This window comes from Bradyrhizobium sp. USDA 3311, from assembly GCF_054062495.1.
This window is the reverse complement of record NZ_JBSSFI010000001.1, coordinates 863,115-884,471: the sequence shown is the minus strand read 5'-3', so window position 1 is coordinate 884,471 and position 21,357 is coordinate 863,115. Positions and strand designations below refer to the sequence as shown.

General features: G+C 66.2%; 20 protein-coding genes. 10 read left to right on the top strand and 10 right to left on the bottom strand.

Translation table 11 applies throughout. From position 1 onward, the window contains the following. Positions 1–14: 14 nt before the first annotated feature. From ACVWW6_RS04325 to ACVWW6_RS04315, 3 genes are all read left to right on the top strand, one after another. Positions 15–605 carry an SCO family protein gene (locus tag ACVWW6_RS04325; RefSeq protein ID WP_011083950.1) on the top strand — a complete coding sequence of 197 codons (591 nt, stop codon included), beginning with the start codon at positions 15–17 and terminating at the stop codon, positions 603–605. Positions 606–906: 301 nt separating this feature from the next. Continuing rightward, on the top strand, positions 907–1,842 hold the full coding sequence (locus ACVWW6_RS04320; protein ID WP_456680191.1) for a transporter substrate-binding domain-containing protein: 936 nt from the start codon (positions 907–909) through the stop codon (positions 1,840–1,842). Between the two features lie 148 nt (positions 1,843–1,990). Continuing rightward, complete coding sequence (locus ACVWW6_RS04315; protein WP_011083952.1) at positions 1,991–3,634, top strand: lysine--tRNA ligase; 1,644 nt, start codon at positions 1,991–1,993, stop codon at positions 3,632–3,634. Positions 3,635–3,655: 21 nt separating this feature from the next. Here the strand turns inward: ACVWW6_RS04315 and ACVWW6_RS04310 are convergent, their stop codons facing one another. Together ACVWW6_RS04310 and ACVWW6_RS04305 are read right to left on the bottom strand one after the other, a co-directional pair. After that, the gene (locus tag ACVWW6_RS04310; RefSeq protein WP_404524567.1) at positions 3,656–4,141 is read right to left on the bottom strand and encodes a cupin domain-containing protein; all 486 of its coding nucleotides are present in this window, start codon (positions 4,139–4,141) and stop codon (positions 3,656–3,658) included. 109 nt (positions 4,142–4,250) lie between these two features. Further along, positions 4,251–5,021, bottom strand: coding sequence for a helix-turn-helix domain-containing protein (locus ACVWW6_RS04305; protein WP_456680190.1), 771 nt, complete (start codon positions 5,019–5,021; stop codon positions 4,251–4,253). A gap of 215 nt (positions 5,022–5,236) precedes the next feature. Here ACVWW6_RS04305 and ACVWW6_RS04300 point away from each other — a divergent pair, with 215 nt between their 5' ends. Further along, on the top strand, positions 5,237–5,593 hold the full coding sequence (locus tag ACVWW6_RS04300) for an antibiotic biosynthesis monooxygenase family protein (RefSeq protein WP_404524565.1): 357 nt from the start codon (positions 5,237–5,239) through the stop codon (positions 5,591–5,593). Here ACVWW6_RS04300 and ACVWW6_RS04295 read toward each other — a convergent pair. Both ACVWW6_RS04295 and ACVWW6_RS04290 read right to left on the bottom strand, forming a co-directional pair. Further along, complete coding sequence (locus ACVWW6_RS04295) at positions 5,572–6,324, bottom strand: carbonic anhydrase (protein ID WP_028172806.1); 753 nt, start codon at positions 6,322–6,324, stop codon at positions 5,572–5,574. The two genes, ACVWW6_RS04300 and ACVWW6_RS04295, sit on opposite strands and share 22 nt — an antisense overlap. A gap of 89 nt (positions 6,325–6,413) precedes the next feature. Then, complete coding sequence (locus tag ACVWW6_RS04290) at positions 6,414–7,067, bottom strand: S24 family peptidase (RefSeq protein ID WP_028172807.1); 654 nt, start codon at positions 7,065–7,067, stop codon at positions 6,414–6,416. 303 nt (positions 7,068–7,370) lie between these two features. Here ACVWW6_RS04290 and ACVWW6_RS04285 point away from each other — a divergent pair, with 303 nt between their 5' ends. Together ACVWW6_RS04285 and ACVWW6_RS04280 are read left to right on the top strand one after the other, a co-directional pair. Beyond that, complete coding sequence (locus ACVWW6_RS04285) at positions 7,371–7,718, top strand: DUF952 domain-containing protein (RefSeq protein WP_304566609.1); 348 nt, start codon at positions 7,371–7,373, stop codon at positions 7,716–7,718. Then, entirely contained in the window at positions 7,715–8,812 is a 1,098-nt protein-coding gene (locus ACVWW6_RS04280) for a quinone-dependent dihydroorotate dehydrogenase (RefSeq protein WP_011083959.1), read from the top strand. Before ACVWW6_RS04285 ends, ACVWW6_RS04280 begins: the two co-directional genes overlap by 4 nt. A gap of 75 nt (positions 8,813–8,887) precedes the next feature. Here the strand turns inward: ACVWW6_RS04280 and ACVWW6_RS04275 are convergent, their stop codons facing one another. From ACVWW6_RS04275 to ACVWW6_RS04255, 5 genes are all read right to left on the bottom strand, one after another. Continuing rightward, the gene (locus ACVWW6_RS04275; protein ID WP_456680189.1) at positions 8,888–10,213 is read right to left on the bottom strand and encodes an MATE family efflux transporter; all 1,326 of its coding nucleotides are present in this window, start codon (positions 10,211–10,213) and stop codon (positions 8,888–8,890) included. Position 10,214: 1 nt separating this feature from the next. Then, the gene (locus tag ACVWW6_RS04270; protein WP_456680188.1) at positions 10,215–10,949 is read right to left on the bottom strand and encodes an MBL fold metallo-hydrolase; all 735 of its coding nucleotides are present in this window, start codon (positions 10,947–10,949) and stop codon (positions 10,215–10,217) included. Positions 10,950–10,980: 31 nt separating this feature from the next. Next, positions 10,981–11,283, bottom strand: a complete 303-nt coding sequence (locus ACVWW6_RS04265) for a DUF6460 domain-containing protein (protein ID WP_028172810.1) — start codon at positions 11,281–11,283, stop codon at positions 10,981–10,983. Between the two features lie 323 nt (positions 11,284–11,606). Further along, positions 11,607–13,484: an ATP-dependent DNA ligase gene (locus ACVWW6_RS04260; RefSeq protein ID WP_456680187.1), complete on the bottom strand. Its 1,878-nt coding sequence runs from the start codon at positions 13,482–13,484 to the stop codon at positions 11,607–11,609. Then, positions 13,481–14,518 carry a ligase-associated DNA damage response exonuclease gene (locus ACVWW6_RS04255; protein WP_456680186.1) on the bottom strand — a complete coding sequence of 346 codons (1,038 nt, stop codon included), beginning with the start codon at positions 14,516–14,518 and terminating at the stop codon, positions 13,481–13,483. Before ACVWW6_RS04255 ends, ACVWW6_RS04260 begins: the two co-directional genes overlap by 4 nt. A gap of 59 nt (positions 14,519–14,577) precedes the next feature. Here ACVWW6_RS04255 and ACVWW6_RS04250 point away from each other — a divergent pair, with 59 nt between their 5' ends. From ACVWW6_RS04250 to pdeM, 4 genes are all read left to right on the top strand, one after another. Continuing rightward, on the top strand, positions 14,578–15,504 hold the full coding sequence (locus ACVWW6_RS04250) for a methyltransferase domain-containing protein (protein WP_456680185.1): 927 nt from the start codon (positions 14,578–14,580) through the stop codon (positions 15,502–15,504). Positions 15,505–15,620: 116 nt separating this feature from the next. Beyond that, positions 15,621–16,850 carry an ABC transporter substrate-binding protein gene (locus ACVWW6_RS04245; RefSeq protein WP_456680184.1) on the top strand — a complete coding sequence of 410 codons (1,230 nt, stop codon included), beginning with the start codon at positions 15,621–15,623 and terminating at the stop codon, positions 16,848–16,850. Positions 16,851–17,014: 164 nt separating this feature from the next. After that, a complete protein-coding gene (locus ACVWW6_RS04240) occupies positions 17,015–19,591 on the top strand; it encodes a ligase-associated DNA damage response DEXH box helicase (protein WP_456680183.1) in 2,577 nt (858 codons plus the stop codon). A gap of 53 nt (positions 19,592–19,644) precedes the next feature. Beyond that, positions 19,645–20,316 carry a ligase-associated DNA damage response endonuclease PdeM gene (gene pdeM, locus ACVWW6_RS04235; RefSeq protein ID WP_051000237.1) on the top strand — a complete coding sequence of 224 codons (672 nt, stop codon included), beginning with the start codon at positions 19,645–19,647 and terminating at the stop codon, positions 20,314–20,316. Positions 20,317–20,407: 91 nt separating this feature from the next. On the opposite strand, the gene ACVWW6_RS04230 is transcribed toward pdeM, so the two are convergent. Further along, positions 20,408–21,271 (bottom strand): LysR substrate-binding domain-containing protein, encoded by an 864-nt coding sequence (locus ACVWW6_RS04230; protein WP_456680182.1) that lies wholly within the window; start codon positions 21,269–21,271, stop codon positions 20,408–20,410. Between the last annotated feature and the right edge of the window lie 86 nt (positions 21,272–21,357).

The window sequence follows — 21,357 nt, the reverse complement described above, 5'->3', positions numbered from 1 at the left end:
GAAGTCTTCCGCCCATGAGCTCCGCCACCCGCCCGCTGGTGATCGCGACCGCCTTCGCCGCAAGCCTGATCGTCGGGCTGCTGATCATGTTCTGGGCCATGGGCGGGGTCGGCAAGGTGGCGCAACCGGCTGCGATCGGCGGCCCGTTCCAGCTCACCGACCAGAACGGCAAGGCCGTCACCGACAAGAGCCTGAAGGGCAAGCCGACCCTGATCTTCTTCGGCTACACCCATTGTCCCGACGTCTGCCCGACCTCGCTGTTCGAGATCTCGGAAGTGCTGCGCGCGATGGGCAAGGACGCCGACAAGGTCAACGCCATCTTCATCTCGGTCGACCCCGAGCGGGACACGCCGGCGACGATGAAGAACTATCTGTCGAGCTTCGATCCGCATCTCGAGGGCCTCAGCGGCGATCCCGCCGAGATCGCCAAGGTGATCACGTCCTACCGGGTCTACGCCAAGAAGGTCCCGACCAAGGACGGCGACTACACCATGGACCACACCGCGCTGATCTATCTGATGGACCGCGACGGCCGCTTCGTCTCGCCGTTCAACCTGAAGCGGACGCCGGAAGAGGCCGCGGCGGACCTAAAGCGTTATCTGTAGTTTGGTGGATCGGTCGGGCCGCGTCCTCGGTGTAACCTCTCCCGCTTGCGGGAGAGGTATAGGCCGCCTTTGGCGGCCGTCCTCTAAGACGCCGAGGCAAAGCCTCGGCTATGGCAGAGCGCCGGGTGAGGGCTCTCTCCTCTCGGGGATTGTCCCTCCGCGGAGACACCCTCTCCCCGACCCCCTCCCGCAAGCGGGAGAGGGAGCGCACCTTCACCCTGACCGCAATCGGCGCTCGCGTTCCCGGGCGGATGGTCTATAAGGCCCTCCGATCCCAACGAAATTCGTTCATTTCCGGCCGATGGCTCCATCGCAACAGGCGAAATCGTCCAAATCTGCCCGTGGCTTGCTGACAGGGCTGGCCGTCGGCGCCTGCCTGTTCGCCGGCCTGCCCGGCGCGACGGCGCAGGCCCCGGCCAAGCAGCCTCCGGCGGCGCCCCAGGTCACCCCGCAGGTCGCGCCCCAGGCGGCCCCGCAGGCCGTGCCCGGCTTCTGGGACCCGCGGCGGCGGCCGGAGCGGCCGGACCTGTCGCGCCTGACCGTGATCCGCTTTTTGACCGAGACCGACTATCCGCCGTTCAACTACACCGGCGCCGACGGCAATCCGGCCGGCTTCAACGTCGATCTCGCCCGCGCGCTCTGCGAGGAGATCAAGGTCACCTGCACGGTGCAGATGCGCCGCTTCGAGACCCTGGTCGACGCGCTCACCTCGAACCGGGGCGATGCCATCATCGCCTCGATGGCGGTGAGCCCGCAGCTCCGGGCCCGCGTCGACTTCTCCGATCCCTATTACCGCGTGCCGGCGCGCTTTGCCTCGCGCAAGGATGCGGTGATGCCGGAAATCCGCCCGGAATATATCGAGGGCAAGAAGGTGGGCGTGATCGGCGGCTCCGCGCATGAAGCCTATCTCAAGGCGATGTTCACCGACGCCGAGCTGCACCCCTATCCCAACGACGACGCGATGCGCGCCGCGCTTCGCAAGGGCGAGGTCGACTTCATTTTCGGCGACGCCATCTCGCTCGCCTTCTGGATCAACGGCACGGATTCGGGCGATTGCTGCGCCTTCTCCGGCGGTCCCTTCGTTGAGAGCCGCTTTTTCGGTGAAGGCATCGGCATCGCCGTGCGCAAGGGCAACGACGTGCTGCGCCAGGCCCTGAACTGGGCCCTGTTCCGCGTCTGGGAAAAAGGCCGCTACACCGACCTGTGGCTGCGGTATTTTTCGGTGAGCCCGTTCTAACCATCGATCGTCATTCCGGGGCGCGCGAAGCGCGAACCGGAATCTCGAGATTCCGGGTTCGATGCTGCGCATCGCCCCGGAATGACGATCAAGACCATTTTTGCATTCTGCCGGGAAATCGCTATTTTCCGCGGCCCGGAGGCCCCTGATGTCCGTTATCGATCTTGCCGCGAATCCGAGCGACCTGCGTGCGCTCGCCGAACAATCCAACGCCTGGCCGTTCGAGCAGGCGAAGGCCATTGTCGCGCGGCTGAAGAAAAGCCCGAAGGACGAGGTGCTGTTCGAGACCGGCTACGGCCCCTCGGGCCTGCCGCATATCGGCACGTTCGGCGAGGTCGCGCGCACCTCGATGGTGCGCCATGCCTTTCGCGTGCTGACCGAGGACAAGATCAAGACGCGCCTGCTCGCCTTCTCCGACGACATGGACGGGTTTCGGAAAGTGCCCGACAACGTCCCCAACAAGGAGATGCTGGCTGCGCATCTCGGCAAGCCGCTGACGCGCGTGCCGGATCCGTTCTCCAACGAGTACCCGTCATTCGGGCACCACAACAACGCCCGCCTGCGCGCCTTCCTCGATCATTTCGGCTTCGACTACGAGTTCGCGAGCTCGACCGACTATTATACGTCCGGCCGTTTCGACGCGACGCTGCTGAAGATGCTCGCCGCCTACGACAAGGTCATGGCGATCATCCTGCCGACGCTGGGGCCGGACCGCCGCGCGACTTATTCGCCGTTCCTGCCCATCAGCAAGACCACCGGAATCGTGCTCCAGGTGCCGATGATCCGCCGCGATGTCGCGGCCGGCACGGTGACCTATGTCGATCCGGATACCAACCAGGAAGTCGAGACGCCCGTCACCGGCGGCAACGTCAAGTGCCAGTGGAAGGCCGACTGGGCGATGCGCTGGGTTGCGCTCGGTGTCGACTACGAGATGGCCGGCAAGGACCTGATCGATTCGGTGAAGCTCTCCGGCGCGATCGCCAGGGCGCTCGGCGCCACGCCGCCCGAAGGCTTCAACTACGAGCTCTTCCTCGACGAGCAAGGCCAGAAGATCTCGAAGTCGAAGGGCAACGGCCTCACCATCGACGAATGGCTGCGCTACGCCTCGCCGGAATCGCTGTCGCTGTTCATGTATCGCGAGCCGAAGGCGGCCAAGCGGCTGTATTTCGACGTCATCCCGCGCAATGTCGACGACTATCAGCAGTTCATCGACGGCTTTGCGAAGCAGGATGGCAAGCAGCAGCTCGGCAATCCGGTCTGGCACATCCACAACGGCCATCCGCCGAAGGGCGACATGCCCGTCACCTTCCAGCTTCTCTTGACGCTGGTGTCGTCGTCGAATGCGGAGAATGCCGAGACGCTGTGGGGCTTCATCGGCCGCTATCGCCCCGGCGTGAGCCCCAAGACGCATCCCAAGCTCGATGCGATGGTCGGCTACGCCATCAACTACTACCGCGACTTCGTGGCGCCGACGAAGCAGTTCCGCGTGCCGACCGAGACCGAGCGCGCCGCGCTGCAGGATCTGCGCGATGCGCTGTCGCAGCTTCCGCAGGAATCCTCGGCCGAGGACATCCAGAACGTCGTCTACGAGATCGGTCGCCGCGAGCCGTTCCTCGACCAGGTCAAGAAGGGCAAGGACGGCCGTCCGGGCGTGACGCTCGACTGGTTCAACATGCTCTACCAGGTGCTGCTCGGCCAGGAGAAGGGTCCGCGCTTCGGCTCCTTCGTTGCGGTGTACGGTGTGCAGAACGCGGTCAACATGATCGACGGCGCGCTGGCGCGGAGCGCGTGAGGCAGGTAGCGAGGCGCGACCCTAAAGCGGCTCGCCCGCCTTGGTCGTGAATTTGTAGACGCCATCCGGCCCGAGCACGGCGTGCATGTCGACGTCGGGATAGCTGATCACGTCGTCCGGCGTGCGATCGCCGATCACGAGCAGCCTGACGTCGCGTGTGGTGCGATTGACGAAGCGGTGCGCATCGCCGCTGCCGGCGGGGAAGCCGGCGCACATTCCCGTCGTCAGCACCTGCGCGCCGGAATCGGTCTCGAGCACCACTTCGCCCTCGATCACGAAGACGAACTCGTCCTGGCGCGAATGCGCGTGACGGAACGAGGATTGCCCGCCCGGAATGATCCGGGTCAGGTTGACGCCGAAATTCTTCAGCCCCGCATGCTCGCCGAGCCGGCGGTTGTAGCGCATCTGGTTGGCGGCCCGGTGCAACTGCGGATAGCTGGTGAAATTGCTCTCGCTGACGTCCTCCGGATCGAATGCGGGGAGTCTCGGTTTCGCTGGTGTGGTCATTTCGCTTTCTCGGTCAGGCCAGGAATCGGCACGGCGCCCGCCGCGCAGAACCTCCGCAGCATCGCAGTAGGGCGCGTGTTCCCCGGCAGTATTGGCTGAAATTGCCGCGTCAGCCCGCCCGCGCGGCCTGCGCAAACTGCAAGGGCGTGATGCCGTAGCAGCGCCTGAAATGCTTGTTGAGCGCGGCCTGGTCGCAGAATCCCGCCGCCAGCGCGCTGTCGGCCAGCGAATGGCCACGCCTTAGGAAACGGCAGGCCGCGTTGAGCCTGATGTGGACGAGATAGGCGTGCGGGGTAAGGCCAACCGTGCGCTTGAACAGCCCGATCAGCTGGAAACTGGTGAGGCCTGCGAGGCCGGCAAGCTGGTCCAGGCTCAGATTTTCGGCATGGCGCTCCCGCATCAGGGCGATCAACCGCGACACGACGGCGTCGCGGCCGGCAGGGATCTTGCTGCGGCGTCCGTCACCATAGCGCTCGAACAGACGGCCGAAGGCATCGGCGACCAGCTCGTCGGCCAAGAGGTCGTCCTGTTCGGTTTCCAGCACCCGGTGCAACCGGTCGAAGCGCCCGATCAGATCGCCGTCGTCGAGCATGCTCTCCTGGAGGTGGGGCAGGGCGTCCGTGCCGAAGCGCCGCGCGAGGTCGCCGATTGCAGGCTGGGCGAGATAGAAGGCGCGATAGCGCCATCGTCCGCTATCGCCCATCCGGGCCGACTGCCGCTCGTCCGGATTGGAGACGAACAGCGTGGCGGCGCCGACCTTTCGCACGACATTGCGGTTGCGGATTTCGGCGCCGCCGGACTCCGTTACCGCGATCACATAGGCATCATGGGTGTGCGAACCGTAGTCGTGGTGACGGAAATCGGCGCGCAGCAGGCTCATGCCGGGAATCCGCCGGCTGTGCCAATAGCTCGTGTGGTTGCCAGTGTGCCGGCGCGCCATCGTCGGTCCGTGTGCTCCGTCTCTCGCACATCATGGCGCGACGGGCGGTCCTGGACGAGAGGCAGAATCGGGATGGGAGCGTTGCCGCAATTTCAGCCAATACGGCGCCGGGTGTGTTCCCGCAAGACTCGGCCTTGCAGGCTTCGGAGAGAAGGATGATCGCTCGCATCTGGCGTGCGGCGGCCACGCGCGACAAGGCCGCCCTCTATCAGCATCACTTTGCAACCCGGGTGGTGCCGCACCTTGAGGCCATCGACGGCTTTTCCGGCGCCTCGCTGTTGCGCCGCGAGGTGGAGGGGGGCACCGAAGTGCTGGCGCTGACGCTGTGGCAGGGCCTCGACAGCATCCGCGCCTTCACGGGGCCCGATCCCGACAAGGCCGTCGTCGATCCTGAGGCGCAGGCCATGCTGACGGCCTTCGATGCAACGGCCGCCAACTACGAGGTCGTCGTGGACGTCAGACAGAACGTCCGAGGCGCCGAAGCTGCGCCTCAGGTCGAGCGTAGCACGTAACGCCGGTTGTCCTTCTGCACCGGCCGCGCGTTCATCGGATAGAGCTTTGCGAAGGCGGCGACGTCGGCGGCCGAGACCTGGATCGGGGTGGTCAGCAGCAGCCATTCGACCACTTCCGAGCAGGGCGGCGTCGTCAGCGAGCCGGGATAGCGGAAGTAGCTGAGCCTCGTTGGCAGCATCGCGAGGGGATCGATGCTCGCGTCGGCTTTCACCGCCGGGCCTTCCGCCGCGGGCATGGTCTTGACGATCTTGCCGAAGGCCGGGTTCGGCTTGCCCTCGGCCATCAGCACGCCGACCACGGCGAGCCCGCCGGCATCGTTGCGATGGACGAAATGCGCCTCCATCGGAAAATTCTTGCCGCCGATCATGTGCTCGCTCGGCCGGTGGAAGTGCACCTGGAGCAGCTTGTATTTGACGTCGCCGAGCGTGAGCGTGCTGCCTTCGGCGAAGTTGAGCTGGATCGTGTGCCCGTTGTTGACGATGGTGTCGGCGCTCTTGCCCCAATTCAGCTTCAACGTCGGCAATTGCGACTTGATCGTCGCCTCGATGTCGATCGGCGATTGTTGCAGGCCGACCGCGCAGGCCTTGTTGGCCGCGTCGAGATCGCCCCATTTGGCAGGAGCTCCGGCGCCTTCATAGCTCCAATGCACGCCTTCGGCGGCGAAGGCCGGCTTGCAGACCGGACAAAGCGCAAGACCCGCGAGGGCCTTCAATGCGTGACGGCGATTCATCATATTCCCCCAAGATGAATTAGATCGGCGATGCGCGCGCAACCTAGGCGAGAGGCGCGGTGAGTCGCAATGGCCGTCGCGCGTTGAATTTATTGGCTCGCCCACACGATCCTTGCGACCCACGCGAGCTCACCCGCCGCGATCGTGCGCTCGGCCTGCGAGGCATCGAGCGGCAGCAAGTCCAGCGCCTTGGCCGTGCGGCGCTTCAACGTTGCGACCGTCACCTCGCCCGCCTTGGTCGTCACCACGACACGATCCCCCTTGCGGATCGGCGTGCCGGGTGAGACCAGGATGACGTCGCCGTTGCGATAGGTCGGGGCAAGCGCATCGCCGGCAATCTCCAGCGCAAACGTCTGGCTGTCCTCGGCGGTGGGAAGCGCGAGCTCGGTCCAGCCCTTGCCGGACGGAAGGCCGGTCTCGTCGAAAGCGCCGCTCGCGCCCGCCTGTGCGAGCCCGAGCAGCGGCACCGAGCGGCTGTTGCCGGTCTCGTCGCTGATCAACCCGGCAAAGACATCGATCGAGGCGCCGGCCGCTGCCAGCGCTTTTGCGATCGATTCGGTCGAGGGCCAGCGCTCGCGGCCGTCCGAGGTGACACGCTTGGACCGGTTGAAAGTGGTGGGGTCGAGCCCTGCCCGCTTGGCAAGGCCGGACGGAGACAGCCCGGCGCGCGCCGCCAGCCGATCCAGCGCGACCCAGATCTGGTCGTGAGTCAGTATCCTCTGCGCTTTGGCCTGTCTGACCATGGAAGGTCCAGCCCGTCGCCACTCAGGAAAACTGTCCTCAAATCAACCGGTTTTCCGATTTTCGCGCAAGAGGCGACGGCGGACGCGCTTTCAAGCGAAGCGGATACCGGTTCGCGTCAAGAATACGCGTCAAAACAAGAATTTAGAGCCCATTCCGATTTCATCGGAATGGAATAGGCTCTAAGTCTTGAGTTCGGAAGGGGCCGCCTTTACGGTCGCGCCGGGTTTTGAGACCCGCAAGAGACGAAAAACCCCAAGAGACTCAACGAGCTGACTCAAAGAGCAAACAGGGCTCCACATCAGGTGGTCAACAAGATCTACAAAATCTGTCCGGCCTCGGCCTGGCGCGAGGCGGAACGGCAGGGCGTGTACCGCGGCAGCGCGGACGACGCGCGCGACGGCTTCATCCATTTCTCGACGGCCGCCCAGGTTCCCGAGACCTTGCGCAAGCATTATTTCGGGCAGCGCGCGCTGTTCCTGGTCGAGGTCGACGGCGATGCGCTCGGCAGCGCTTTGCGCTGGGAGCGCTCGCGCAATGACGAGCTGTTTCCGCATCTCTATGGCGAGCTCGATTTCGGCGCGGTCATCTCGGTGGTGAACCTCAACATGCGCTCGGACGGCGGCCACGACATGCCGGAGCTTGCCCCGTGATTCGCGCCTTCGATGCTCTTTCGCTGCCGGTGCTGCGCTGGCTCGATCCGGAGGATGCGCATCGCCTGGCGATCCAGGGCCTGCGCTTCCTGCCGCCGGTCAAGCCGCGCGCTGACGATCCCAAGCTCGCGGTGCGCGCCTTCGGGCTCAACTTTCCCAACCCGATCGGCATGGCCGCGGGCTTCGACAAGAGCGCGGAGGTGCCGGATGCGCTGCTGCGCCTCGGCTTCGGCTTCGTCGAGATCGGCTCGGTGACGCCCAAGCCGCAAAGCGGCAATCCGCGGCCGCGGCTGTTCCGGCTCGAGCGCGACGAGGCCGTCATCAACCGCATGGGCTTCAACAATGACGGCGCGGATGTCGCGCTGCGCCGGCTCGCCGCGCGCGCGCAGCACGGCGGCATCGTCGGCGTCAATGTCGGCGCCAACAAGGATTCGCCGGACCGCGTTGGGGACTACGTCAAGCTGATCGAGGCCTTTGCGCCGGTCGCGAGCTATTTCACGATCAACGTCTCCTCGCCGAACACGCCGGGCCTGCGCAACTTGCAGGAAGGCGCGCTGCTCGACGACCTCCTCGCAAGGGTGATCGACGCGCGCGAGCGGGTGCGCCAGAAGGCCGGCGACACGCCGGTGCTGCTGAAGATCGCGCCGGATTTGAGCCTTGCCCAGCTCGACGACGTCGTGCAGGTCGCGCGCTCGCGCCGGGTCGACGGCATGATCGTGTCGAACACGACGATCGCGCGGCCGAGCACGCTGCGCGAGGAGATGCGGGCGAAGGAGCAGGGCGGCTTGTCCGGCCGGCCGCTGTTCCGCCTGTCGACGCGCATGGTCGCGGAGACCTATGTGCGCGTCGAGGGCGCGTTCCCGCTGGTCGGCGTCGGCGGTGTCGATTCCGGCGGCGCCGCGCTGACGAAAATCCGCGCCGGCGCGAGCCTGATCCAGCTCTATTCGTCGCTGGTCTACAAGGGCCTCGGCCTCGTCGAGGAGATCAAGCGCGACCTCACCTCGACATTGCTGCGCACGGGCCGGGATTCGCTCTCCGACATCGTCGGCGCGGATGCTGCGACGCTGACGGCGGAAGACTGGCCGGGGATGTGAGGCGCCGTTCTTCGCCTCTCCCCGCAAGCGGGGCGAGGGAGAAGAGAAAGCCGCTCCATCCGGGCCACGATTGTTCTACGATTTCGGAAACGTCGCCCCATACAGCGCCGGATAACGCGCGCCCTGCAGGCCGCCGCGCGCGACATAGAAGGCGATCAGCGCGCACCATAGCCCGGCATTGCCGAGGGATTGCAGCGCCCACCAGGTGATGAGGAAGATCGCCAGCGAGGCCAGCATCAGATTGCGCATCTCGCGGGCCCAGGTGGCGCCGATATAGATCCCGTCGAAGCCGAAGGCGAACACGCCGGGCACCGGCGCGAGCACGATGAAGGGCAGGAAGTCGCGCGCGGCCCGGCGGACGTCTTCGCTCGCGGTCATGACATTGATCAGCGCCGTCCCGAACAGCGCGAACAGCACCGCGACCACCAGCGCGAAGCCGAGCCCCCACGCGAGCACCAGCCGGGTCGAATCCGCAAAACCCCTTGCATCGCGTGCGCCAAAGGTCCGGCCGCAGAGCTGCTGGGCCGCGTTCGCAAGACCGTCGAGGAAGAAGGCGCTGACCAGCAGGAAATTGTTGAGCACGGAGTTCGCGGCCAGCGTGACGTCGCCGGCGCGCGCGCCCTTGGCGGTGAAGAACAGGAACACGGCGATCAGCGCCGCAGTGCGGATCATGATGTCGGAGTTCACCGCCAGCATCCGCATCAGCTTGGCCTGGTCGAACAAGGTGGCGCGAGGCACGCCAAAGCCGCCGTCCGCATAGCGGCGGCAGACGATCACGCCGAGCGCGAAGCCGATGGTCTCCGAGAGCAGCGCGGCGATCGCAGCGCCCGCGATGCCGGTGTCGTAGACCAGCACGAGCAGGATCGTCGCCGCCATGTTGACGAGATTGATGACGATCTGAAGCAGCAGCGCCGGATTGGCGCGGGCCTGCCCCACCAGCCAGCCGAGGATGACATAGTTGGCGAAGGCCAGCGGCGACGACCAGATCCGGATCATGAAATAGGTCTTGGCGGCGCGCGTGACGCCTTCGCTGCCCCCCATCAGGTCGAACAGCACGGCCGCCAGCGGCAGTTGCAGCGCGATCAGCGCCGCCCCGATCAGGCTGGCGACGATGAAGCCGCGCATCAGGATAGCGGTCAGCTCGCGCGTCTCGCCGGCGCCGAGCGCCTGCGCGGTGAAGGCGAGCGTGCTCATGCGCAGGAAGCCGAACAGCCAGAACAGGCAGTCGAAGATGACGGAGGCCATCGCCACGCCGCCGAGCAGCGCGGCATCGTCGAGCCGCCCGATCGCCGTGGTCGAGACCACCCCGATCAGCGGCGTGGTGAGGTTCGCAACCATCGCCGGGCCCGCGATGGCGAAGACCTGGCGGGAGCCGATCTTGGGGGGGACGGGCGCGTGCATGTCAGAACACGAGCACCATGCCGTCTTCGGCGGCGAGATGCTCGATATCGGCGAGGTGCGACAGCATGTCGTCGCTCATGTGGGTGAGGACGAGGCGTTTGGCGCCGATTGCTGGCAAATGCTGTTCCAAGGTCTTCAGGCTGAGATGGTTCTTGACCACCTTCTCGTACATATAGGCTTCTGCGATGAAAAGGTCCGCGCCGTGCGCCAGCGGAACGAGCGTCTCCGTCCACTCGGTGTCGGCGCTGTAGGCGAGCGTGCGGCCCTCGGTCTCGACGCGGTAGGCGAGGAACGGGCCACCGGATTCGCCGTGCACGACCGGGTAGGGCGTCACCGTCACTGCGCCGAAATCGCGCCTTTGCCCGGGCGCGAGCTCGACGACGGAGAGCTCGAAGCGCTGCTTGGTCTTCGAGGAATGCTCGAACATAGCCTCCATCACCTCACGCAGCCGCGTCTCGATGCCTCGCGGGCCCGCGATCGTCAGCGGTCGCGTTCGCCGCGAGAACTGCGCGTCGAGCAGGACAAACGGCAGGCCGGCAAAATGGTCGCCGTGGAAATGCGTGATCAGGATCAGATCGATATCGTTGCGGTCGATCTCGAGTCGCTTCAGCGCAGGCAGGGCCGACGCGCCGCAGTCGATCAGGAAGTTGGCCTCGCGCCCCGCAACGTGGAAACAGGTGTTGAGCCTGCCGCCCGAGCCGAAGGCGTCGCCGCAGCCGACAAAGCGTAATTGCATCGGCTGCGGGCTCCCTGAGCTCGATCCGGACTTAGCGGCGCGGCGCGCCGAAGACGCGCGACAGCAGCCAGATCGGAATCACGATGACCGCGCCGAGCAGGAAGTAGCGCCACAGCCAGTTCACGGCATCGAAGCCGAGATCCCACAGCCGCTGGAACAAGAGGCGAATGCTGTAGATGATATTCCAGGGATCGAAGCCGATCGCCGCCAGCACGACGCCCACCAGGATCGAGAGCAGGACGAGGCGAAACGCGACCGCCAGCGGCGAGCCGCCGAGAAAGCGGTTCAGGCCGTCACTGCGGCCGGCCGGCAAATCTCTGACGTCTTGGACCATCGCAAAAAACTCCTCGCGGGATTCGACCCGATTATAAGTCACGGCGGGGCACATGGGGAACCCGTAACCGGCCGTCAATCAGCTTACCGCATTTTAATTTCGGCAGCGCGCCAGCGATTTGCCGGCGGCTGGGCTCACCTCTCCCGCTTGCGGGAGAGGTCGGCGCGTCCGGCGATGCGAAGCATCGTCCCGAGCGCCGGGTGAGGGCTCTGTCCTCTTGGGGAATCCCGATGAGGGGACATCCTCACCCCAACCCTCTCCCGCAAGCGGGAGAGGGGGCGCACCTTCGCCTTGGCGACAATCGAGCCTCGTCTCAGCACGCTTCAAGCCTCAACCTCCGCCGCCTCCGCCTTCAGCATCTTTTCCAGGGTTTCCAGCCGGTCGGCCTCCCGCGGCGGCTTGTCCCACCGCAGTCGGCTGATGCGGGGAAAGCGCATCGCGACGCCTGATTTGTGCCGCGGCGAGCGCTGCAGCCCTTCGAACGCGACCTCCAGCACCAGCCCCTTGTCGCCCTCGTGCACGACATGGCGCACCGGGCCGAACTTTTCCGTGGTGTTGCGGCGGACGAAGCGGTCGATCTGGAGCAGTTCCTCGTCGGTGAAGCCGAAATAGGCCTTTCCCACCGGTACCAGCTCGTCGCCGGTCTCACCTTCGGTCCAGACGCCAAACGTGTAGTCGGAATAATAGGACGAGCGCTTGCCGTGGCCGCGCTGCGCGTACATCAGCACGGCATCGATGATGTGCGGGTCGCGCTTCCACTTCCACCATTGGCCCTTCGGTCGGCCCGGCAGATAAGGCGCATGGCGCCGCTTGAGCATCACGCCCTCGACCGCGTCGGCATCCTCGCCGGCGCCGGCACTTGCGGGGTCGGCGCGCGCGGCGGTCAGCGCCTCCCAGCTCGCGAAGGGCACGATGGGCGACAGATCGATGCGGGGATCGCCGAGCTTAGTGATGAATGTTTCCAGCCGTTCCCGCCGCTCCGTGAACGGCAATTCACGCAAATCGTTCTCATCGTCGCCGAGCAAATCGTAGGCACGCAGATGGATCGGGAATTCCTTGATCAGCTTTGGCGAGACCACCTTGCGATTGAGCCGCTGCTGGAGAACGTTGAAGCTCTGCACGCGGCCCTCGCGCAGGATCAGAAGCTCGCCGTCGATCGCGCCCGGCAGGCGCAGCGATGGCACGAGATCCGGAAAGCTCCCCGTGATGTCCTCGCCGGTGCGCGAATAGAGCCGGGCAGTGACGTGGCCGCGGTCGTCGCGGCCCGCAACCGCCTGCACGCGGATGCCGTCCCATTTCCATTCGGCGATGTAGTCGGCGGGATCGAGCGCGACGAAATCGGTATCGTCGATCGCATGCGCGAGCATCACCGGGCGGAACGGCGCGGGATCGCGATTGACCGGCTTTTCGCCGCGGCCTTCCAGCCAGGCGAACAGGTCGAGATAGGGTGGCGCGAGCCCCGGCCAGATCAGCTCGACCTCATGCGGGTCCTTGTCGCCGATCGCCGCCGCGGCGGTCTTTGCGAGGCGTGCGGAAATGCCGATGCGAAGCGCGCCGGTGACGAGCTTGAGCAGCGCCCAGCGGCCGGTCTCATCGAGCTCGTCGAGCCAGCGTTCGAGTTGCTTCGGCAGTTCGGTCTTGCCGAGGGTGCGGAGCGTGGTGACGACTTCGGTGAGGGTCGGCGGCGGCGGGTTGTTGTGGTTGCTTGGGTGGAGCGCATCGCTGTCATCTCGCCCGCGGTACCCCCATCCCTGACCCTCCCCCGCAAGGGGAGAGGGGACGGAGAGGCTCGTGCCTCCATCACTTTGGGAATCGCTATTAGTTGTTGTGCTCGCTGACAGCGCCGCGTTCCGCTGCGCTCCCTCCCCCCTTGCGGGGGAGGGCGGGGGAGAGGGGTGGCCCGGAAAAGACTGCCCGCCATCTCCCGCGCGCTTCGGCCACATCAGCGCCACCGTCTCCGAGAGATCGCCGACATAATCGTAACTCAACCCGAACAGCACCTCATCCGTGCGCGACGCGATCAGGTCGCGGATCAGCGCCGGCTTGGCGTGCTTGAAGCTGAGCGCGCCGGTCAGCGCAGCGAGCGCGTAGCCGCGATCGGGATCGCCGACCTCGCGGAAATAGCCGGTGATCAGCCGCAGCTTGTTGTTGCGTCCGGGCTCGTAGGCGAGACGGTCGAGGAGTTCGGCGAAGCGGTTCATGCTTCCGCCTCGCCCTGAAGCGGCGTCTCGCTCTCCTCCTCATCGCCATAGCCGACCAGATCGAGCGGCTGCGCCCTCAGGCCGCGCGATTGGCACCAATGCACCAGCGCGTCTTCCTGGCCGTGCGTGACCCAGATCTCGCCGGCGCCGGTCGCCGCGATCGTGGCGGTGAGGCCGTCCCAGTCGGCGTGGTCGGAAATCACGAGCGGCAATTCGACGCCGCGCTGCCGCGCGCGGGCGCGCACGCGCATCCACCCTGAGGCGAAGGCGGTGACGGGATCGGGAAAACGGCGCGTCCAGATATCTGATGTCGCTGACGGCGGTGCCAGCGTGATGGTGCCGGCGAGCGCCGCTTTCTTCACGCCCATCACCGGCCTGAGATCGCCGAGTGCGATCCCGCGGCTCTGGTAGTAATGGGTGATCGTCTCCATGGCGCCATGCAGATAGATCGGCGCGTCATAGCCGGCCTGCCGCAGCAGCGCGATCACGCGCTGCGCCTTGCCGAGCGAATAGGCGCCGACGAGATGCGCGCGCTCGGGAAACAGCGCGACCGAGGCGAGCAGCTTCTTCACCTCATCGGCCGCATCGCCATGCCGGAACACCGGCAGGCCGAACGTTGCCTCGGTGATGAAGACGTCGCAGGGGACCAGCTCGAACGGCGTGCAGGTCGGATCTCGCGCGTCCTTGTAGTCGCCGGAGGCAACGATGCAGGTGTCTTTACATGTCACCGCGATCTGCGCCGAGCCCAGCACATGGCCGGCCGGGTGGAATTTCACGCTGACGTCGCCGAGCCGGATCTCTTCGCCATAGCGGATGGCCTGCGTCGAGCTGGCAAAATTCTCGCCATAGCGCAGCCGCATCATGTCGAGCGTTTCCTGCGTCGCCAGCACCGCGCCATGGCCGGCGCGGGCATGGTCGGAATGGCCGTGGGTGATCACGGCCCGCTCGACCGGGCGCACGGGATCGATGTGGAAGCCGCCGGGCTTGCAGCACAGGCCGGCAGCAGCTGGCAACAGGATGTCTTGCGGGCGCATGACTGGTATATAGGCTGCCTCACCGCATCTTCGAGTCACCACCCGCTTCCTGGTTCCCAATGCCCCTGCGCCTGTTTCTGTCCTCCGGCGATCTCATGGCCGACCGCCGTTTCGAGTTCGCGCGCGACCTCCAGCTCAAGGGCGATCTGCCTGCCGCCGCCGATCTCCTCGAGCAGGCGATCGAGCTCGCACCGAATTTCGCCTCGGCCTGGTTCACGCTCGGCGAGATCCGGCAGCAACTCGGCGAGCGCGACAAGGCCATCGCGGCCTTTCGTAAATCGCGGGAGTCCGATCCGGGGGATCAGCATGGTGCCGCCCTGCATCTGATACGGCTCGGCGACGCGCAGATGACGGAGATGCCCAAGGCCTATGTGCAGGCCCTGTTCGACCAGTACGCGCCGCGTTTCGAAGACGTGCTGATCAACGATCTCGGCTATCGCGCCCCGGCGCTGATCTTCAAGGCGGTGCTGGCCGCGCGCGTTGCCGCGAAGAAGCCGGCTTTCTTCAAGCGCACCATCGATCTCGGTTGCGGCACTGGGCTTGCGGCCGCCGCCTTCGCCAAGCAGGTCGATCATTTCATCGGTATCGACCTGTCGCCCGGCATGATCAGGGTGGCGCGCGCGACCGAGCTCTATGCCGAGCTCGAGGTCGCCGACATGATCGAGGGCCTGCGCAGCAAGGGCGATGCGAGCGCGAACCTCGTCGTGGCCGCGGATGCGTTCGTCTATCTCTCCGATCTCGCGCCGGTGTTGGCCGAAGCCGGGCGCGTGCTTGCAGCGGGCGGCGTGCTTGCCTTCACGCTGGAGACGCATGACGGCAGCGGCATCGTTCTCGGCGAAGGCCTGCGCTATGCCCATTCGGCGGAATATGTGCGGGGCGCGATTGCGCAAGCCGGACTGAAGCTCCTCACCCTGGAGCCGGGCTCTCCGCGCAACGAGAACAACGAGCCGGTGCGCGGCCTCGTCGTCGTCGCCGAGAAAACTTGAGTCTAGGCGCTAAACGCCCCGCGATTTGAGCGTCATTGCGTCGCAAAGCGACGACTTCGGACTTGCGAGCCGTGCTGCGATGCCAGCACAATGCGCGCGCCAGGGAGAAACAAATAATGACCAAGAATCCATCGCGGCGCGATTTCAGCGCCGCCGCGCTCGCCACCATCGCCGCATCCACCTTGCCCGCGCCATATGTCTGGGCCGCGGAGAAGAAATACGATGTGGGCGCCAGCGACACCGAGATCAAGATCGGGCAGACCGTGCCGCATTCCGGCCCCGGCTCGCTCTACGGCGTGCTCGGGCGCGTCGGCGAGGCCTATTTCCAGATGCTGAACGAGAAGGGCGGCATCAACGGGCGCAAGATCAAGTTTCTCACCATGGACGACGCCTACAGCGCGCCGAAATGCGTCGAGGCGACGCGGCGCCTGGTCGAGCAGGAGGAGGTGCTGGCGCTCTACGGCTCGCTCGGCACCGCGCCGCAGACCGCCGTGCACAAATACCTGAACTCCAAGGGCGTGCCGCAGCTGCTGCTCAACACCGGCGCGTCGAAGTGGAACAATCCGAAAGAGTTCAAATGGACGATGGCGGGCCTGCCGCTCTATCCGACCGAGGCACGCATCCTGGCGCGGCATGTCGTCAGCGTGAAGCCGAACGCCAAGATCGGCATCCTCTACCAGAACGATGATTTTGGCCGCGACTTCCTCGGTCCCTTCAAGAAGGTGCTGACTGACGCCGGCGGCACCGCGCAGGTGATCATGGAGCAGACCTACGATCTCACCGAGCCGACCGTCGATTCCCAGCTCATCAATCTCTCGAAGTCGGGCGCCGACGTGTTCTACAACATCTCCACCGGCAAGGCGTCGTCGCAGTCGATCCGGAAAGTGGCCGAGCTCGGCTGGAAGCCGCTGCAACTGTTGTCCGCGGGCTCCACCGGCCGCTCGATTCTGAACGCCGCGGGCCTCGAGAACGCCGCCGGCATCGTCGCCATCCGCTACAACAAGGAGGTCGGCCTGCCCAAATGGGAGAAGGACCCCGACGTGATGGCGTTCGAGGAGCTGCGCAAGAAGTACACGCCGGCCATCGACCCCGACAACACCATCGCCTTCGCCGGCTACGGCCAGGCCGTCACCATGGGCGAGATCCTGCGCCGCTGCGGCGATGATCTCACGCGTGCCAACGTGCTGAAGCAGGCCTCGACTCTTGCCGGCTTCCACTCGCCCTACTTCCTCGAGGGCGTCACCTACAGCTACACGCCCGAGGACTACACGCCGATGAAGACGCTCTTCATCTCCACCTTCACCGGCAAGGATTGGGATATCTCCGACAAGCCGATGTCGGAGTAGGAAACGGGCAGGACGTCGTAGGGTGGGCAAAGGCGCCCTTGCGCCGTGCCCACCATCTCTCCAGGTACCCATACGCGAAGGGTGGGCACGCTACGCTTTGCCCACCCTACGAGACCTCCCTCCACCCCTCGACGAACCCGCCCCCACGGCTTACCTGTGATGCCGTGCCGCCCCGCATCCACAAAATCCCGGCCGAGCCGGCCGCGCCGCTGCCCGACCGTTTCGAGGCGTGGTTCGCGGCGCGCGGCTGGTCGCCGCGCGCGCATCAACTGGCGCTGCTGGAGAAGGCGCGCGAGGACCGCTCCGCGCTGCTGATCGCGCCGACCGGCGCCGGCAAGACGCTGGCGGGATTTCTGCCGACGCTGGTGGAGCTTTCGACGCCGGCGGTCGAACGCGACGCCAGCGCCAGGCAAAGCCTCGTCTCCACCGGCCGCAGCGTGCAGCGTAGCGCTGGCCTCCACACGCTCTACATCTCGCCGCTCAAGGCGCTCGCCGTCGACATCGCGCGCAACCTGGAGCGACCGATCGCCGAGATGGCGCTGCCGATCAAGGTCGAGACCCGCACCGGCGACACGCCGGTGTCGCGGCGGCAGCGGCAGCGGCGCTATCCGCCTGATATCCTGCTGACGACGCCGGAGCAGCTCGCCCTTCTGCTCTCCTCCGACGACGCCCCGTTCCTGTTCTCCTCCTTGAAGCGCATCGTGCTGGACGAGCTGCACGCGCTGGTGACGTCCAAGCGCGGCGATCTGCTCTCGCTCGGGCTGGCGCGGTTGTGGCGGCTGGCGCCGCAGATCCGCGCGATCGGATTGTCGGCGACCGTGGCCGAGCCGGACCAGCTCGCGCGCTTCCTGGTGCCGCAGACTGATGGCAAGGAAGTGGCCGCCGACATCGTGATCGCCGGCGGTGCCGCGCCGCCGCTGGTCGAGATGCTCGATACGCGCGAGCGGCTGCCCTGGGCCGGCCACGGCGCGCGTCACGCGCTCAGCGAGGTCTATGAGCTGATCAAGGCGAACAAGACCACGCTGGTCTTCGTCAACACCCGCAGCCAGGCGGAGATGCTGTTCCAGGATCTCTGGCGCATGAACGACGACGGGCTCGCGATCGCGCTGCATCACGGCTCGCTCGACGTCGCCCAGCGCCGCAAGGTCGAGGACGCGATGTCGGCAGGTAAGCTGCGCGCCGTGGTCTGCACCTCCTCGCTCGACCTCGGCGTCGACTGGGGCGACGTCGATCTCGTCGTCAATATCGGCGCGCCCAAGGGCTCGTCGCGCCTGATGCAACGCATCGGCCGCGCCAATCACCGCCTCGACGAGGCCTCGCGCGCGGTGCTGGTGCCGGCCAACCGTTTCGAGGTGCTGGAGTGCCGCGTCGCGATCGATGCCATCGCCGAGAATGCGCAGGACACGCCGCCGCTGCGCACCGGCGCGCTCGACGTGCTGGCCCAGCATGTGCTCGGCTGCGCCTGCGGCGAGCCGTTTCTCTCCGACGAGCTCTATGACGAGGTGCGCACTGCCGCGCCTTACGCCGGTCTGGCGCGGCAGGATTTTGACGATGTCGTCGATTTCGTCGCCTCCGGCGGTTACGCGCTGAAGACCTACGAGCGCTTCGCCCGCATCAGGCAGGATAAGCAGGGACGCTGGCGCGTCGCCAATCCAAAGGTGCGGCAGAGCTATCGTCTCAATGTCGGCACCATCGTCGAGGAGCCGATGCTGAAGGTGCGGTTGGTGCGTTCCCGCTCCACCGGCAGCGGTTCGACCGGCGCGATCGCGCGCGGCGGCCGCGTGCTCGGCGAGATCGAGGAATACTTTATCGAGGGGCTGACCGCCGGCGACACCTTTGTGTTCGGCGGCGAGGTCGTGCGCTACGAGGCGCTCGCCGAGGATCAGGTCTATGTTTCCCGCGCCAACGACAAGGATCCGAAGGTGCCGTCCTATATGGGCGGCAAGTTCCCGCTCTCGACCTATCTGGCGGAGCGTGTGCGCCGCCTGCTCGACGACAGGCGCGCATGGAACGGTCTGCCGGAGCAGGTGCGCGACTGGCTGTCGTTGCAGAAGGACGTCTCGCGCGTGCCGGGTGTCCGCGAGCTTCTGGTCGAGACCTTTCCACGCGGTAACAAGCATTATCTGATCTGCTATCCCTTCGAAGGGCGCCTCGCGCACCAGACGCTCGGCATGCTCTTGACGCGTCGTCTGGAGCGTGCCCGCGCCCGGCCGCTCGGCTTTGTCGCCAACGAATATGCGGTGGCGATCTGGGGGCTGGGCGACGCCTCCTTCATGGTCCGCAACGGCGAGCTCAATCTCGACGCGCTGTTCAACCCCGACATGCTGGGGGACGATCTCGAAGCATGGCTGGCCGAATCCGCGCTGATGAAGCGCACCTTCCGCAACTGCGCGCTGATCTCCGGCCTGATCGAGCGCCGCTTCACCAATGAGGACAAGAGCCGCCGCCAGGTGCTGTTCTCGACCGATCTCGTCTACGACGTCCTGCGCAAGCATCAGGCCGATCACGTCCTCTTGCGCGCCGCCCGCGCCGATGCCGCCACCGGGCTGCTCGACCTGCGCCGTCTCGGCGGCATGCTGGCCCGCATCCAGGGCCGCATCACCCACCGGGAACTCGACCACGTCTCCCCGCTCGCCGTCCCCGTGATGCTGGAAATCGGCCGCGAGTCAGTCTATGGCGAAGCAGCAGACGAGCTCCTGGCCGAGGCCGCCGACGAGCTGGTCAAAGAGGCGATGGGATAAGAGCAGGTTTTGACGTGACGGCAGGCGCGCTGGTTTCAGGAGATGTCGAGGACATGCGCGTTTCCAGAGTCACCATCAGCGATGTGACGTTCGCCGCCGATCTCTCCGGCGCCCTGTTCTGGGAAGAGCAGCGCCTGCTCGTCGTCTCCGACCTGCATCTCGAAAAAGGCTCGAGCTTCGCCAGCCGCGGCGTGCTGCTGCCGCCTTACGATACGATCGCGACACTCGGCCGGCTCGCTGCTGTCATCTCCCGCCATGATCCGCGCACCGTCATCGCGCTTGGCGACAGTTTTCACGATCGCACCGCGCATGAGCGACTCTCCGCGGAGGATCGCGACGCCGTTGCCGGACTCCAATCCGGTCGCGACTGGATCTGGATCTCCGGCAACCACGATCCGATGCTGCCGCGCGATCTCGGCGGCACCGTCGCCGACGAGGTCGCGATCGGCCCGATCACGTTCCGCCACGAGCCGACCGGCGCGCATGGCGAGATCGCCGGCCATCTCCATCCCAAGGCCCGCGTCTCCGCGCGCGGCCGTTCGATGGAGCGCCGCTGCTTCGCCAGTGACGGGATGCGCGCCGTGATGCCCGCCTTCGGCGCCTATGCCGGCGGCCTCAGCATCCGCGACGCGGCGTTTGCAAGGATCTTCCCGAAGAACGGTTTTGTCGCCCATCTGCTCGGCGACCGCCGCGTGCATGCGATTGCCGCGTCGCGGTGTTATTGAGCGTAGCGTACTGAACACACGCTGCGCGCCACGTGCACAACTGCACTCCCTCCCCCGCAAGGGGGGAGGGAACAGACCGACCTCGTGGCGACTAGGCCGCCTTCGCCTGCACGTTATCGCAGAACTCCGCGAGTCGATCCGCGAGCCGCAGCGTTGCCGGGCTCGCATCCGGCGCAGCCATCAGCGCCACCTCGGTCTTGTTGATTGGCGCAAAGCCGTCCTTCGCGGTCAGCACGCGATGATCGGCCTGGATCGACATCTCGGACAGGATGCTCAGCCCCATGCCAGCGGCGACCGCGGCCTGGATGCCGGCGAGGCTCGATGACGTGTAGGCCATGTGCCAGGTGCGGCCCGCGCTCTCCAGCGCGTGGATGGCGCCGGCGCGATAGAGGCAGCCCAGCGGAAAGCCGATCAGCGGCACCGACGGCGCGCCCGCGTCGATCGGATGGCTCTTGCTGGTGACCCAGTGCACCCGCTCCGGCCACACCGCGATCGCGCCCTTCTCGCCGGCCTCGCGCTTGTAAAGCGCCAGATCAAGCTCGCCGCGTTCGAGATCACGGGCGAGGTTCTTGCTCTGGTCGGCGCGGACGTCGAGCCGCAGGCGTGGATGCGAGCGCGAGAACGTCGCCAGCAATTTCGCCAGGCGATAGGCCGCAAAATCCTCGGGAATGCCGAGCCGGATCGCGCCTTCGCTGTCGGGCTGGCTCAGCACGTCGCGCGCCTCTTCCGCAAGCGACAACAGCCGCCGGGCGTAGGACAGCAACCGCTCGCCGGCCTCGGTGGGACGCACGTCCTTGCCGTCGCGGTGCAGGAGCACCTGGCCGACATCCTCCTCCAGCCGCTTGATCTGCTGGCTGACGGTCGATTGCGTGCGGTGGACGCGCTCGCCGGCGCGGGTGAAGCCACCGGCCTCGACGACCGAGACGAAGCTGCGCAGAAGCTCGAGATCGAGCATGGGCGCCTCCATTCGAAAATCCACTGATTGGAAGTTAATCATTTAATTTCCAAATGGCAAGCGGCCTCCCTAGATCGAGGGCCAGA

What these genes read in the sequence shown, in the direction of transcription:
- ACVWW6_RS04325 (WP_011083950.1), top strand. Translation starts at nt 15, where the DNA reads ATGAGCTCCGCCACCCGCCCGCTGGTGATCGCGACCGCCTTCGCCGCA.
- ACVWW6_RS04320 (WP_456680191.1), top strand. Translation starts at nt 907, where the DNA reads ATGGCTCCATCGCAACAGGCGAAATCGTCCAAATCTGCCCGTGGCTTG.
- ACVWW6_RS04315 (WP_011083952.1), top strand. Translation starts at nt 1,991, where the DNA reads ATGTCCGTTATCGATCTTGCCGCGAATCCGAGCGACCTGCGTGCGCTC.
- ACVWW6_RS04310 (WP_404524567.1), bottom strand. Translation starts at nt 4,141, where the DNA reads ATGACCACACCAGCGAAACCGAGACTCCCCGCATTCGATCCGGAGGAC.
- ACVWW6_RS04305 (WP_456680190.1), bottom strand. Translation starts at nt 5,021, where the DNA reads ATGAGCCTGCTGCGCGCCGATTTCCGTCACCACGACTACGGTTCGCAC.
- ACVWW6_RS04300 (WP_404524565.1), top strand. Translation starts at nt 5,237, where the DNA reads ATGATCGCTCGCATCTGGCGTGCGGCGGCCACGCGCGACAAGGCCGCC.
- ACVWW6_RS04295 (WP_028172806.1), bottom strand. Translation starts at nt 6,324, where the DNA reads ATGAATCGCCGTCACGCATTGAAGGCCCTCGCGGGTCTTGCGCTTTGT.
- ACVWW6_RS04290 (WP_028172807.1), bottom strand. Translation starts at nt 7,067, where the DNA reads ATGGTCAGACAGGCCAAAGCGCAGAGGATACTGACTCACGACCAGATC.
- ACVWW6_RS04275 (WP_456680189.1), bottom strand. Translation starts at nt 10,213, where the DNA reads ATGCACGCGCCCGTCCCCCCCAAGATCGGCTCCCGCCAGGTCTTCGCC.
- ACVWW6_RS04270 (WP_456680188.1), bottom strand. Translation starts at nt 10,949, where the DNA reads ATGCAATTACGCTTTGTCGGCTGCGGCGACGCCTTCGGCTCGGGCGGC.
- ACVWW6_RS04265 (WP_028172810.1), bottom strand. Translation starts at nt 11,283, where the DNA reads ATGGTCCAAGACGTCAGAGATTTGCCGGCCGGCCGCAGTGACGGCCTG.
- ACVWW6_RS04260 (WP_456680187.1), bottom strand. Translation starts at nt 13,484, where the DNA reads ATGAACCGCTTCGCCGAACTCCTCGACCGTCTCGCCTACGAGCCCGGA.
- ACVWW6_RS04255 (WP_456680186.1), bottom strand. Translation starts at nt 14,518, where the DNA reads ATGCGCCCGCAAGACATCCTGTTGCCAGCTGCTGCCGGCCTGTGCTGC.
- ACVWW6_RS04250 (WP_456680185.1), top strand. Translation starts at nt 14,578, where the DNA reads ATGCCCCTGCGCCTGTTTCTGTCCTCCGGCGATCTCATGGCCGACCGC.
- ACVWW6_RS04245 (WP_456680184.1), top strand. Translation starts at nt 15,621, where the DNA reads ATGACCAAGAATCCATCGCGGCGCGATTTCAGCGCCGCCGCGCTCGCC.
- pdeM (WP_051000237.1), top strand. Translation starts at nt 19,645, where the DNA reads ATGCGCGTTTCCAGAGTCACCATCAGCGATGTGACGTTCGCCGCCGAT.
- ACVWW6_RS04230 (WP_456680182.1), bottom strand. Translation starts at nt 21,271, where the DNA reads ATGCTCGATCTCGAGCTTCTGCGCAGCTTCGTCTCGGTCGTCGAGGCC.